The sequence below is a fragment of the Dactylosporangium sp. NBC_01737 genome (assembly GCF_035963215.1).
Taxonomy (GTDB): domain Bacteria; phylum Actinomycetota; class Actinomycetes; order Mycobacteriales; family Micromonosporaceae; genus Dactylosporangium.
In genome coordinates this window covers 2,871,191-2,884,186 of the sequence record NZ_CP109153.1, presented here as the reverse complement: position 1 = coordinate 2,884,186, position 12,996 = coordinate 2,871,191, and the positions used below count along the sequence as shown (strand labels likewise).

General features: G+C 72.9%; 10 protein-coding genes. 9 read left to right on the top strand and 1 reads right to left on the bottom strand.

The window, feature by feature from the left end:
- Positions 1 to 12 precede the first annotated feature (12 nt).
- Both OHA72_RS12840 and OHA72_RS12835 read left to right on the top strand, forming a co-directional pair.
- The gene (locus OHA72_RS12840) at positions 13 to 657 is read left to right on the top strand and encodes a DUF998 domain-containing protein (RefSeq protein ID WP_327008070.1); all 645 of its coding nucleotides are present in this window, start codon (positions 13 to 15) and stop codon (positions 655 to 657) included.
- The gene (locus OHA72_RS12835) at positions 654 to 1,475 is read left to right on the top strand and encodes an SDR family NAD(P)-dependent oxidoreductase (RefSeq protein ID WP_327008069.1); all 822 of its coding nucleotides are present in this window, start codon (positions 654 to 656) and stop codon (positions 1,473 to 1,475) included. The genes OHA72_RS12840 and OHA72_RS12835 overlap by 4 nt, the downstream gene beginning before the upstream one ends.
- Here the strand turns inward: OHA72_RS12835 and OHA72_RS12830 are convergent.
- Complete coding sequence (locus OHA72_RS12830; RefSeq protein WP_327008068.1) at positions 1,462 to 1,956, bottom strand: winged helix-turn-helix transcriptional regulator; 495 nt, start codon at positions 1,954 to 1,956, stop codon at positions 1,462 to 1,464. The two genes, OHA72_RS12835 and OHA72_RS12830, sit on opposite strands and share 14 nt — an antisense overlap.
- 66 nt (positions 1,957 to 2,022) lie before the next feature.
- Between OHA72_RS12830 and OHA72_RS12825 the strand changes: the two genes are divergently transcribed.
- From OHA72_RS12825 to OHA72_RS12795, 7 genes are all read left to right on the top strand, one after another.
- The gene (locus tag OHA72_RS12825; RefSeq protein ID WP_327008067.1) at positions 2,023 to 2,532 is read left to right on the top strand and encodes a PaaI family thioesterase; all 510 of its coding nucleotides are present in this window, start codon (positions 2,023 to 2,025) and stop codon (positions 2,530 to 2,532) included.
- A 182-nt stretch (positions 2,533 to 2,714) separates the two neighbouring features.
- The gene (locus OHA72_RS12820; protein WP_327008066.1) at positions 2,715 to 4,433 is read left to right on the top strand and encodes a S8 family serine peptidase; all 1,719 of its coding nucleotides are present in this window, start codon (positions 2,715 to 2,717) and stop codon (positions 4,431 to 4,433) included.
- Positions 4,434 to 4,502: 69 nt separating this feature from the next.
- Positions 4,503 to 6,953, top strand: a complete 2,451-nt coding sequence (locus OHA72_RS12815; RefSeq protein ID WP_327008065.1) for a putative bifunctional diguanylate cyclase/phosphodiesterase — start codon at positions 4,503 to 4,505, stop codon at positions 6,951 to 6,953.
- A gap of 11 nt (positions 6,954 to 6,964) precedes the next feature.
- Positions 6,965 to 7,660, top strand: a complete 696-nt coding sequence (locus OHA72_RS12810; protein ID WP_327008064.1) for an NRDE family protein — start codon at positions 6,965 to 6,967, stop codon at positions 7,658 to 7,660.
- Between the two features lie 99 nt (positions 7,661 to 7,759).
- The gene (locus OHA72_RS12805; RefSeq protein WP_442788570.1) at positions 7,760 to 9,778 is read left to right on the top strand and encodes an ArnT family glycosyltransferase; all 2,019 of its coding nucleotides are present in this window, start codon (positions 7,760 to 7,762) and stop codon (positions 9,776 to 9,778) included.
- Positions 9,779 to 9,888: 110 nt separating this feature from the next.
- Positions 9,889 to 11,109 (top strand): bifunctional glycosyltransferase family 2/GtrA family protein, encoded by a 1,221-nt coding sequence (locus OHA72_RS12800; protein WP_327008063.1) that lies wholly within the window; start codon positions 9,889 to 9,891, stop codon positions 11,107 to 11,109.
- 38 nt (positions 11,110 to 11,147) lie between these two features.
- Entirely contained in the window at positions 11,148 to 12,149 is a 1,002-nt protein-coding gene (locus tag OHA72_RS12795; protein WP_327008062.1) for a hypothetical protein, read from the top strand.
- Positions 12,150 to 12,996: the final 847 nt, after the last annotated feature.

Below are 12,996 nucleotides of genomic sequence, written 5' to 3'. Positions count from 1 at the left end.
TAGGCTGGGTGGGTGCCCTCCCCCCGCCGCTGGTGCGCCGGTGCCGCCACCGCGACCGCGACGACCGGCGCGATCGGGCTGGCCGTGTCCGTGGCCGGCTCGGCGCCGTGGCGCTACGTGAGCGAGTCAGGCGTCGCCGGAGCACCGCACCCGACGCTGTACCGGGTCAGCATGGTGCTCCTGGCGGCGTCCCTCGCGCTGCTCGCCGTGCCGGCCCGGCACACCGGCGCGGCACGGCTGCTCGTGCCCGGCAGGCTCGCCCTCGCGGTGCCGGCCGGGCTGGCCGCCGCCGCGCTCGCGCTCGCCGCTCCCCTGGCCGCCCTGGCCGGCGCCGTCACCTGCTCCCCCGGCTGCCCACTGCCGCCGTACGAGTCGCCGCAGCCGCGGGACCTGGTCCACGCCACCGGGGCGATCGGCGCGCTGCTGCTGTGCGCGCTGGCGATCCTGGTGTACGCCACCCAGCCCGATGCCACGACCCTGCGCCGGGCGGGGCGTCTCGGCGTGCTCCTGGCCTTCCCGCCGCTGATCCTGTCGGCGATCGGCATCCTGCTCCTCGGCCGCGGCCTGTTCACCGGCCTGATGGAGCGCGCCGCCCTCGCCGCCGTCTCCGCATGGCTGGTGCACACCGCCGCCGTGCACCTGCGCGCCAAACCGTGACGAGGACGGTCGTCGTCACCGGCGGCAGCGCCGGGATCGGTCTCGCCGCGGCCGGGCGTTTCGCCGCCGCCGGCGACCGGGTGATCCTTCTCGGCCGCCATGAGGGCCGCCTGGCCGCCGCGCTGGAGGCGGTCCGCGCCGCCGGCGCCGCCGATCCTCTCGCGATCCGGGCCGACTTCGCCGACCCGGCCCAGGTCCGCGCGGCCGCCGCTCAGGTCGCCGCCGCCTGCGACCGCATCGACGTGCTCGTCAACAACGCCGGAGGGCTGTTCCGCGGCGCGGCCTGCGTGCAGGTCAACCACCTGGCCGGGTTCGAGCTGGCGCAGCTGCTGCTGGAGCACCTCAAGGCCGCCGCGCGCCCGGGGCACCCGGCCCGCCTGATCACGACCGCCTCGCTCGCCGAGGCATGGGGGGTCCTGGACGTGGACCGACCGCTGCGCGAGTCGCTGTGGCATCGCAGCCGCTGGCTCGCGTACGGGTCGTCGAAGCAGGCCAACATCCTGTTCACCCTGGAGGCGGCCCGCCGCTGGACCCCACTGGGCATCCTGCCCACGGCGTTCTTCCCGGGCCTGGTCCGCAGCCGGTTCGCCGGCACCAGCCCGCTGTTCATGCTCGGCAAGCTGATCCCGGTGCTGTTCGCCTCGCCGCGGCGCGCCACGGACACGCTGCTGTGGCTCGCCGACGCCCCGGCGCGGGAGGTGGCCCCCGGCGGCTACTACTTCCTGCGGCAGCCCTTCGCCGCGACGCCCCGCGCCACGTCGGCCGCCCGTGCCGCCCGCCTCTGGGAGTCCTCCCTCGCGGCGGTCAGCCGGTCCTGACCTCCGGCTGCTGCCGGCGGCGGGCGCCGCGGCCGGGCACCGGCACGACGTCGCGCGGTGCGATCTCGTCGTGGCCGGACTCGCAGATCAGCACCGCGTGCACGGGCGCGCCGCAGTCGCGGTGGATCGTGTCCAGCGGCGGACCCTCCGGGCCGGCCAGGTAGCGGTCGCCCCACTCGCGGACGGCGACCAGCAGCGGGTACAGGTCGAAGCCCTTCTCGGTGATCCGGTACTCGTCGCGGGCCCGCGAGCCGGGCTCCCGGTAGGGCACGCGATGCAGGACGCCGTTGTCGACGAGCATGCCGAGCCGGTTGGTGAGCACCTGGCGGGGGATGCCGGTGCGCTCGCGCATGTCGTCGAAGCGGCGGATGCCGTTGAAGACCTCGCGCAGCACGACGACGGTCCACTTCTCGCCGAGGATCGCCATCGCCGCGCCGATGGTGCAGTTGTCAACCGACCAATCCAGTGCCGCAGGTCTCATCCTGAAAGGCTAACCCGCACCTGAGTCTGATTGACAGATCCAGCTGGGGACGGTCAGGCTGCATCCATGACGCAGACTCAGGATGGGGTACGCAGCCGCACGTTCACCTGGTCCGACCCGATGCTCAACGCGGCCGAGCTGGGCCGCCGCAGTGGCCTCGAGCTGCTCCAGGCGATGGCGCGGGGCGAGCTGCCCGCCCCGCCGATCACGCACCTCATAGGCGCCGGGCGGATCGAGGCGGAGCTGGGCCGGGTCGTGGTGACCCTGGAGCCGCAGGAGTTCCACTACAACCCCCTCGGCAGCGTGCACGGCGGGGTCCTCGCCACGCTGCTGGACACCGCCGCCGCCTGCGCGGTGCACTCCACGCTGCCGGCCGGCGTCGGGTACACCTCGCTCGACCTCACCACCAAGTTCCTGCGCCCGGCGTCGCTCGCGTCCGGCACGCTGACCTGCGAGGGCACGGTGCTGTCCAAGGGCCGGCGCACGGCACTGGCGCAGGCGGTGATCACCGACGCCCGCGGCGGGATGGTCGCGCACGCCACCTCCAGCTGCATGCTGTTCGACCTCACAGCGTGACGGACACCACGTTGCGTAGGCGCTGACCAGCGAAGAGTGGCCAATCTGGTGACAACGCTGCGCAACGCGCTGCCCAACCATGGATCACGGCGAGTCGTCGACCCATGGAAGGGGACCGAATGCCAAGCAGACACCGGAGCGCAGTGGGTGCCGCCGCGGCAGCGATCATTTCGATCGCCGGCGTGGCCGTCCCGAGCGTGCCGGCAGCCGCGGCACCACCGACAGCGTCGGCCACCGACCATCTGACCCGCGTCATCGTCGCCTATGACGACGCCGGCGCGGCCGCCCGCGCGGTCGGCCGCGCCGGCGGGAAGGTCGGCCGGCCGCTGGCGATCGTGGAGAGCTTCACGGCTGAGGTACCGGACACGCAACTGTCCGCCCTGAGGACCGCACCCGGCGTGCGCTCCGTGACCCTCGACGGTGAGGTGGCACTCCAGGCCGAACGATGGCGCGCCGACGGCGACGCCAACTCCATGTTCAGCGTCGTGCGCGCGACCGGCGCACTGGACGTGTGGAAGAAGACCGACGCCGGCGGCAGGCCGATCGGCGGGACCGGCGTCGGCATCGCCCTGATCGACTCGGGCGTCTCGCAGGTCACCGGGCTCAACGACCCGAGCCGGATCATCAACGGCCCGGACCTGTCGTTCGAGTCGCAGTCGGCGAACCTGCGGTACGTCGACACGTTCGGCCACGGCACCCACATGGCGGGCCTGATCGCCGGGCGTGACCCCGGCACGAACCTGTTCACCGTCAACTCGCCGACCAACTTCACCGGCATGGCCCCCGCCTCGACGCTGATCAGCGTCAAGGTCGCCACCGCCGACGGCGCCACCGACGTCTCCCAGGTCATCGCCGGCATCGACTGGGTCGTCACGCACCGCAACGACGCCGGGCTCAACATCAAGGTGCTGAACCTGTCGTTCGGCACCGACACGTACCAGGACGAGAAGCTCGACCCGCTCTCCCACGCGGTCGAGGCGGCCTGGAAGAAGGGCATCACGGTCGTGGTCTCCGCCGGCAACGACGGCAAGACCCGCACCGCACTGTCGATGCCGGCGGTCAACCCGTACGTCATCGCGGTCGGCGCCGCCGACTCCAAGGGCACCGATTCGCGCTCGGACGACGTCCTGGCCGACTTCAGTACCCGCGGCAACACCACCCGGTCAGCCGACCTGACCGCACCCGGACGCTCGATCGTCGGCCTCCGCGACCCGGGCTCCTACGTCGACGTCAACTACCCGACCGGGCTCGTGCCCGGCGACGCGACCGGCCGGTACTTCCGCGGCAGCGGCAGCTCGCAGGCCGCCGCCATCACCTCCGGCGCCGCGGCGCTGCTGCTGCAGCAGCGTCCCGGCCTCACTCCGGATCAGGTCAAGAAGCTGCTCGTCAGCACCACCGACGCGATGACCGCCGGCGACGTCCTGGGCCGCGGCTCCGGCCAGCTCAACATCAAGAAGGCGATCGAGGCGCCGACCCCCACGACCACCCAGACCTGGGCGGCGTCGACCGGCACCGGCCTGCTGGAGTCCTCCCGCGGCTCCGCGCACGTCTCGGACCCCGTCACCGGCGCCGAACTGACCGGCGAGAAGGACATCATGGGCCGCCCCTGGACCGGCACCACCTGGGCCAAGGCGGCCGCTACCGGCACCGCGTGGACCGGCGGCACCTGGAACGGCGCCACCTGGACCGGCACGGCGCTGAGCGGCACCACCACCACCGGCCGCAGCTGGGTCGCGGTCGGCTGGAGCGGCAGCAGCTGGGCAGGACGCACCTGGAGCGGACGCACGTGGAGCAGTGCCGTCTGGGACGGCCGCACATGGAGTGGTCGAACTTGGTCAGGTAGCACCTGGAGCGGCCGAACTTGGAGTGGAAGCTACTGGTCCGCCTCCATCTGGCAGTAACCGCACTCAGAAGGCGATTCCGGGACGGTCATGAAGAAAGCACGTGCGTGGAATCGCCCGGACGCCCGGGTGGCAGCGCTCAGCCTCTGGCTGTGCGTCGCCACCGTCGCGGCGCACGGGCTGCGCATCCAGCACGGTGGCCTGCCCGCCAGCCCCGACGCGCTGCCGCTGATCCTGCTCGGCGTCGCGTTCGCCGTGACCGAGGGCTTCGCCGTGCACATCCGGGTCCGCCGCGGCGGGCACGCGATGAGCCTCAGCGAGATCCCGATGGTCCTCGGCCTGCTCTCCGTCGACCCGACCCTCCTGCTGGTCGTGCGGCTCCTCGGCGGCGGCCTCGGCCTCGTCGTCCTGCGCGGCCAGCGCGGCGTCAAGCTCGGCTTCAACGTCGCCCTGCTCGGCGTGCAGACCACCGCCTCGTCCGTCATGCTGCGGACCCTGGCGGGCACCAGCCCCGACGACGCCGGCCCGGTCGAGTGGCTCTACGTCCTGCTCGTCATGCTCGTCTCCGACATCATCGCCGCGGTCCTCGTCACCGCCGTCATCGCGCTGCACGACGACCCGAGCGAGTGGAAACGCCTGCCCAGCGCGCTGCAGGGCATGCCGCTCGTCGCGATCACCACCAGCATCGGCCTGATCAGCACCCTCGCCATCGACCGCGACCCGCGGGCCATCGCCCTGCTCGCGATCGTCTCGGCGGTCACGTACAAGGCGTACCGCTCCTACGTCAGCCAGAGCCAGGGCCACGAGCAGGTCGAGGAGCTCTACGCCTTCACCCGTGCCCTCGACGGCGTCCTGGACACCGGCGGCGTCGCCCGCATCGTGCTCGAACAGGCCCGCGACCAGCTGCGCGCCGAACGCGCCGAGCTGATCATGCCCGGCGCGGACGGCACCCAGGTCCGGATCCGCATGCACGGCCGGCACCAGGTCGACACCACCGTCCTGGACACCTTGCCCGAGACCGCCTGGTGGCAGCCCGCGCGCGGCGGTACCCCCGTCCTGGTCGCCAAGGGCAGCCGCGTCGTGGGATCCATCATCGACGGCATCGCGGTCCCCGTGCCGCTCAGCGACGGCGCCACCGGCGTGCTGTTCGTCGCCGACAGCCTCCCCGACATCCCGACGTTCGGCGAGCAGCACGTCCGGCTGTTCCAGGCCCTGGCCAACCACGCCAGCCTCTCCCTCACCAAGGCCCGGCTGCTGGACGAGCTGCGGCAGGAGGTGGCGCAGAAGGAACACCTGGCGCTGTACGACCCGCTCACCGGCCTGCCCAACCGGCAGCGCTTCCAGGCCCTCACCGACGAGTTGCGGGCGCAGGGCATGCCGGCCGCGGTGCTGCTCATGGACCTCGACCGGTTCAAGGACGTCAACGACGCCCTCGGCCACGACATCGGCGACACGCTCCTGCGGCAGGTCGGCGACCGGCTCCAGGGCCGCCTCGGCGACCGCGGCACCGTCGCCCGCTTCGGCGGCGACGAGTTCGCCGTGCTCCTGCCCGGCATCCGCACCCGCGAGGTCGCCGTGGCCGTCGGCGACGACCTCGCCGCCGCCATGGAGCAGCCGATCGCCATCGGCCACCTGCGCCTCAACGCCCGGGTCAGCATCGGCATCGCCCTCGCACCCGAGCACGGCCACGACGCGAAGACCCTCATCCAGCGCGCCGACGTCGCCATGTACGTGGCCAAGACCACCCGCACCGGCGTGCGGGTCTACCAGCCCGACGACGACCGCAACAGCCCCCGCCGGCTCGCCATGGTCGCCGACCTGCGCGAGGCCATCCAGCGCCACGACCTCGTCGTGGTCTTCCAGCCCAAGCTCGAGACCGCCACCGGCATCGTCCGCGGCGCCGAGGCCCTCGCCCGCTGGCACCATCCCGCGCACGGCTTCGTCCCGCCGGACGAGTTCATCCCCCTCGCCGAGACCTCCGGGCTGATCCGGCCGCTGACCCTGCACGTGCTGGAGGTCGCCCTGCGCCGCTGCGCGTCCTGGCGCCGCATGGGCCACGACATGCACGTCGCGGTCAACCTGTCGCCCAACAGCCTGCAGGAGGCCGACCTGCCCGACATCGTCGCCCGCCTCCTCGGTCAGGCCGGTGTACCGGCAAGCGCCCTGACCCTGGAGATCACCGAGAGCAGCATCATGGACGACCCGGCCGGCAGCCTCGTCACCCTCGACCGCCTCCACGCCCTCGGGGTCAAGCTCGCCATCGACGACTTCGGCACCGGCTATTCCTCCCTCGGCCGCCTCCGCGAACTGCCCATCCACGAAATGAAGATCGACAAGTCGTTCGTCCAGCGGATCGCCGTCGACCACCGCGACCGCGCGGTCGTGCGCTCCGCCGTACAACTCGGACACGCCCTGGACCTCGAGGTCGTCGCCGAGGGCGTCGAGGACGAACAGACCCTCGACCACCTGCGCCTGGAGGGCTGCAACCTGGTCCAGGGCTACTTCATCTCCAAGCCTCTGCCCGCCGACGAGTTCGCCGACTGGCTGGCCGCACGGGTGCCGCAACTCGGACAGGCATAACCTTTTCCCGCATGTGCACCGTGCTCCTCCGCTTCGACCCCGCCGCCACCTGGCCCGTCCTGCTGGCCGCGGTCCGCGACGAGTACCTGGCCCGCCCCTGGGAGCCGCCCGCCGAGCACTGGCCGGGCCGCTGGGGAGGCCGGGACAGCACCGGCGGCGGCACCTGGCTCGCCGTCGACCCGGCCACCCCCGCCGTGACCGCGCTGCTCAACGGCTTCCCCCCGCTGCCACCCCTCGGCGACCGCCCGACCCGGGGCACCCTCCCGCTGGCACCCCTGCCCGCCGACTTCTCCGGATTCGACGCCTTCCACCTGGTACGCGCAACGCCGGCCGAAGTCTCCGTCCTGTCCTGGAACGGCACCGACCTCACCGAACAGACCCTGCCCCCCGGCGACCACGTCATCGTCAACCAGGGCGTCGACGTCAACACCTTCGCCCCGCTGCGCGACGCCGCAACCCCCGACCCGGCCCCCGGCCAGCCCACCGCCGCCGCCTGGGGCGACTGGGTCCCCCTGCTGGCGGGCGGCACCTTCAGCGGCGCCGCCCCGCGCCCGCTGCTCGTGCACCACTCGGTCGACGGCCTGGAGTACGGCTCCGGCTCCGCCAGCCTGGTCGCCCTGGGCCACGGCACCACCCGCTACGACTTCGCCACCACCCCCGGCCCCACCGCCGCCTGGCACGAGATCCCGCTCCCCGCGGCGCGCTAGACGGCTCCCTGCGGCGCCAGCCGTGCCGGAGGTGGACTCACAGGTGGCCCACAGGCGGGGCCCAAGGTACTGGCAGGGGCGGGCCGCAGTCTCGGCAGCATGACGACGACGCTGACCCGCCCCGCTGCCAGCCCCCACGCACCCGCGGACATGCCGCCCCGTGACCCGGTCTGGGTCCGGCCGGCGTTGGGGGTGCTGCTCGTCGGCACGCTCGTGGCGTACGTGTGGAATCTCAGCGCCTCGGGGTGGGGCAACGCGTTCTACGCGGCGGCGGCGCAGGCGGGCTCCGAGAGCTGGAAGGCGTGGTTCTTCGGGTCGTCCGACGCGTCCAACTTCATCACCGTGGACAAGACGCCGGCGGCGTTGTGGGTGACCGGGTTGTCGGTGCGGATCTTCGGGCTCAGCTCGTGGAGCGTCCTCGCCCCGCAGGCGCTGATCGGGGTGGCGACGGTCGGTCTGCTGTACCTGACGGTCCGCCGCTGGCACGGGGCGGTGGCCGGGCTGCTCGCCGGTGCGGTGCTCGCGACGACGCCGATCGCCACGCTGATGTTCCGGTTCAACAACCCTGACGCGCTGCTCATGCTGCTGCTCGTCGCCGGCGTCTACGGCATGGTGCGGGCCTTGGAGCAGGGCAGCACCTGGTGGCTGGTGTTCGCCGGGAGCAGCGTCGGCTTCGGGTTCCTCACCAAGATGCTGCAGGCGCTGCTGGTGGTGCCGGCGTTCGCACTGGCGTACCTGCTGTTCGCGCCGACCGGATGGGGCCGGCGGGTCGTGCAGCTGCTGATCGCCGGGGCGGCGCTGGTCGCCTCGGCCGGCTGGTGGGTCGCGGTCGTCGAGCTGACGCCGGCGTCGTGGCGGCCGTACGTCGGCGGTTCGCAGACCAACTCGATCCTGGAGCTCACGCTCGGCTACAACGGCCTCGGCCGCATCACCGGCAACGAGACCGGCAGCGTCGGCGGAGGCGGCGGCGGGGGCGGCAACGCCGGCGGGTGGGGTGCGACCGGCTGGTCGCGGCTGTTCGACGGGCAGACCGGCGGGCAGGCGTCGTGGCTGCTGCCGGCGGCGCTGATCTTCCTGGTCGCGGGCCTGGTCTGGTCGACGCGCAAGGCCGCCTACGTCCTGTGGGGCGGCTGGCTGGTGGTGACCACCGTCGTGTTCAGCGCGATGCAGGGCATCTTCCACGACTACTACACGGTGGCCCTGGCACCCGCGATCGGCGCGCTGGTCGCGATGGGCTCGGCGACCCTGTGGCGGCGGCGCGACAACCTGTTCGCGCTGCTGACCCTGGCGGCGACGGTCGCGGTCAGCGCGATCTGGTCGTACGTCCTGCTGGCCCGCGCCACCGACTTCCACCCGTGGCTGCGCGTCGCGGTCCTGCTCGCCGGCGCGGCCGGTGCGGCGGGACTGCTGGTCAGCCAGCAGTTCGGCCGGGTGGCCGAGCGGCGGGTCGGGCTCGCCGCCGCGGCCGCCGCGCTGTTCGCGCTGCTCGCCGGGCCCGTCGCGTACTCGATGAACACCGTCGCCACGCCGCACAGCGGCTCGATCGTCACGGCTGGGCCGGCGGTGGCGGGCTCCGGCTCCGGCTTCGGCGGCGGTCGCGGCGGCATGGGCGGCTTCCGCAACGGCGGCGGTATGGCTCCTGGCGGCGCGTTTCCCGGAGCCGGCACGGCTCCTGGCGGCGGCGCGTTTCCCGGAGCCGGCACTGGGACCGGCGCGGCCGGCGGGCAGCGTGGCGGGATGGGTGGCGGCGGTGGCATGGGCGGTCTGCTCAACGCCACGACCCCGAGCGCGGAGCTCGTCGCGCTGCTGCGGGAGAACGCGGCGCAGTACACCTGGGTCGGCGCGGCCGTCGGGTCCAACAGCGCATCGGGGTACCAACTGGCCACCGAACTGCCCGTGATGGCCATCGGCGGCTTCAACGGCAGCGACCCGGCGCCGAGTCTCGAGCAGTTCCAGCAATACGTCGCGGACGGGAAGGTCCACTACTTCATCGGCGGTGCCGGTGTCGGCGGTCGCAGCAACGGCGGCAGCAGCGTCAGCGCCGAGATCGCCGCGTGGGTGGCGGCCAGCTACACCGCGCAGACGGTCGGTGGCGTCACGGTGTACGACCTGTCGTAGCCGCCCGCACTCCGGATCGGGGGCCGCCTCATTGCGAGGCGGCCCCTTTTCACAGGTGGGGCACAGGATCGCCACAAGGTGCCGGAAGCTGCGGAACCGACCTTGGTGACATGACCGCAACGACGCTCCCCCGCGCAGCAGCCACCGCCGACCCGACCGCCGCCACGGCGGTCCTCGACGTCGTCGTCCCCGTCCACAACGAGGAGCGCGACCTCGGCCCGTGCGTGCGCCGGCTGCACGCCCACCTCACCGCGACGTTCCCGTATCCCTTTCGGATCACCGTCGCCGACAACGCCAGCACCGACGGGACCCTCGCGGTCGCCACCGGCCTGGCGGGGGAGCTGCCCGGGGTCGAGGTGCTGCACCTGACGGAGAAGGGGCGCGGGCGGGCGCTGCGGGCCGCATGGGACGGCTCCGACGCGCCGGTGCTCGCGTACATGGACGTGGACCTCAGCACCGACCTCAACGCGCTGCTGCCCCTCGTGGCGCCGCTGCTGTCCGGGCACTCCGACGTGTCGATCGGCACCAGGCTCGCCCGCAGCTCCCGGGTGGTGCGGGGCGCGAAGCGGCAGTTCATCTCCCGGTCGTACAACCTCCTGCTGCGCGGGACGCTGCAGGTCGGCTTCTCCGACGCGCAGTGCGGCTTCAAGGCGATCCGCAAGGACGTCGCGGAGCAACTGCTGCCGCTGGTTGAGGACACCGGCTGGTTCTTCGACACGGAGCTGCTGGTGCTCGCCCAGCGGGCCGGGCTGCGCATCCATGAGGTGCCGGTCGACTGGGTCGACGACCCGGACAGCCGCGTCGACATCGTCTCCACGGCCTTCGCGGACCTTCGCGGCATCGCCCGGCTCGGCCGTGGACTGCTCAACGGGTCGCTGCCGCTGCAGTCGCTGCGCTCGAAGTTCGGGCGGGAGCCGCTCGTGGCGGCCGGCGTACCGGCGGCGATGCCGTCGCAGCTGCTGCGCTTCGCCGCGGTCGGGGTGCTGTCGACGGTGGCGTACCTGCTGCTGTTCGCGCTGCTGCGGCCGGCGACCGGCGCGCAGGCGGCGAACTTCGCGGCCCTGCTCGTCACGGCGGTCGGCAACACCGCGCTCAACCGGCGGCTGACGTTCGCCGTGCGGGGCGCCGCGAACGCCGGCCGGCACCAGGCGCAGGGCCTGCTGCTGTTCGCGCTGGGGCTGGCGCTGACGTCCGGCTCGCTGGTGCTGCTGGACGCCGCCGCGCCGGTACACCCCCACCTGCTGGAGCTGACGGTCCTCGTGATCGCCAACCTGACCGCGACCGTGCTGCGCTTCGTGCTGATGCGGGCATGGGTGTTCCGAAATGCCTGATACCGTCAAATGCGGTGAAAGCGGGTTTTCTTCATGAAGTGCGCGACGGGGTCACCCCGCGCGCCGGTGCGCTGGTCCTCGCGGTCCTGGCCGTGCAACTGGCGTTCATCGCCAGCTACATCGGCGCCTTCCACGAGCCGACCCCGCACCGGATCCCGATCGCCGTCGCCGCGCCCGCGCAGCAGGTCGGCGAGCTGGTACGGCAGCTCGACGCGCTGCCCGGCTCACCGCTGGACGCACGGGCCGTGCCCGACGAGGCCTCGGCCCGCCGGATGATCGACCGCCGGGAGGTCTACGGCGCGTTCGTCGTCTCCACGACCGACGCCACCGACCGGCTGATCATCGCCAGCGGCGCGGGCGCCGGCGTCGGCCAGGTCCTCGAACAGATCGTCACACCGCTCGAGGACGCCCAGGACCGCGCGCTCACCGTCGAGGACGCCAAGCCGGCACTGCTCGGCGACGCCCGCGGCCTGTCCGGCTTCTACCTCGCGCTCGGCTGGGTCGTCGGCGGGTACCTCGTCGCCATCGCCCTGAGCACCAGCAAGGGCTCCCGCCCCGCCAACCCGCACCGCGCCGTGATCCGCCTGCTGTCGCTGCTGGTCTACGCGGTCCTCTCCGGCCTCGGCGGCGCCCTCGTCAGCGGCGCGATCTACGGCGCCATCGACGGCCATCTCGTCCAGCTGACCTGGTTCGGCGCGCTGCTGGTCCTCGCCTCGGGCGCCTTCACGATGGCGTTGCAGGCCGCGTTCGGCTTCGTGGGTACGGGCCTCGCCGTGCTGCTGTTCGTCGTCCTGGGCAACCCGAGCGCCGGCGGCGCGTACCCGGCCCCGCTGCTCCCACCGTTCTGGCGGGCCGTCGGACCCTGGCTGCCACCGGGCCTGGGCACCGAGGCGATCCGCGGCATCGTCTACTTCGACGGCGTCGGCGTGGGCCGCTCGGCGCTGATCCTGTCCGGCTACTGCCTGATCGGCGTGGTCGGCACGCTGCTCGCCGCGACTGCCACCCGCCCCCGCCGGGTCATCCTGCCAGCCACCCCGTGAAACTCCGTGATCACAGAGCAGTGCTCGCAGCGTCATCGCCGGACGCGGGCCTGGCCGAGCGCTGCCGCGGCGCACGCCCGTCGCCGCGCGGGAGTCCGGGCCGGACCGGGCATGCGACCACCCGCCCTTACCCGCGTGTACACCCGGCTTGATCTTGTCGTCGTGATCGAAGTCGCCCCACGGTCGTCCGAGCGACCCCCGCGCAACTTCGATCACGCTCGCAAGATCGTCCGCTGGGCGCCGAACCACGGCCGCCGCCAGGAAACTCCCGTGCGCGGGCCGCCACCCCACCACCTCGCCGCCGCGCCGTGATCAACGCTGCGTGGCAGTCGTCCGCGCGGCCACAGGGCGACTTCGATCTGTGCAGGGTTCGGTGGTCCCGGCCGGATGGCGTCTCCGCATCGCAAGGAAGTCGTGGCCATCGATGACTGGACCGGGGAGTACCACGCTCCAGGCGGCGATCTTCAGCCCACCCACTTGATCGAAGGACGCCCGTGGTCACCGGCGCGGCCACTGCCGTCCTTTGATCACGCCCGCAAGATCGTCCGTCGGACGCCGAACCACGGTCCCGCCAGGAAAACTCCCGCGCGCGGGCCGCCACCCCGCCACCTCGCCGCCGCGCCGTGATCAACGCCGCACGCCGGTCGCCCGGACGACCACGGGACGACTTCGATCAACCGCAAGATCCACCCCGAGGGACGCGGCACCGACTCAAGGGGCCCATCGGGCATCAGCAGACGGACCGCGTGCGCCGTCGCAGCGCACGGCCTGGGTATGCACCCCATGCACCCAGAGATGTGTCACGCATGGCGATCTTGACCAATTGCCGGTCGCTCTTCGGTGGCGC

What these genes read in the sequence shown, in the direction of transcription:
- OHA72_RS12830 (WP_327008068.1), bottom strand. Translation starts at nt 1,956, where the DNA reads ATGAGACCTGCGGCACTGGATTGGTCGGTTGACAACTGCACCATCGGC.
- OHA72_RS12825 (WP_327008067.1), top strand. Translation starts at nt 2,023, where the DNA reads ATGACGCAGACTCAGGATGGGGTACGCAGCCGCACGTTCACCTGGTCC.
- OHA72_RS12810 (WP_327008064.1), top strand. Translation starts at nt 6,965, where the DNA reads ATGTGCACCGTGCTCCTCCGCTTCGACCCCGCCGCCACCTGGCCCGTC.
- OHA72_RS12805 (WP_442788570.1), top strand. Translation starts at nt 7,760, where the DNA reads ATGACGACGACGCTGACCCGCCCCGCTGCCAGCCCCCACGCACCCGCG.
- OHA72_RS12800 (WP_327008063.1), top strand. Translation starts at nt 9,889, where the DNA reads ATGACCGCAACGACGCTCCCCCGCGCAGCAGCCACCGCCGACCCGACC.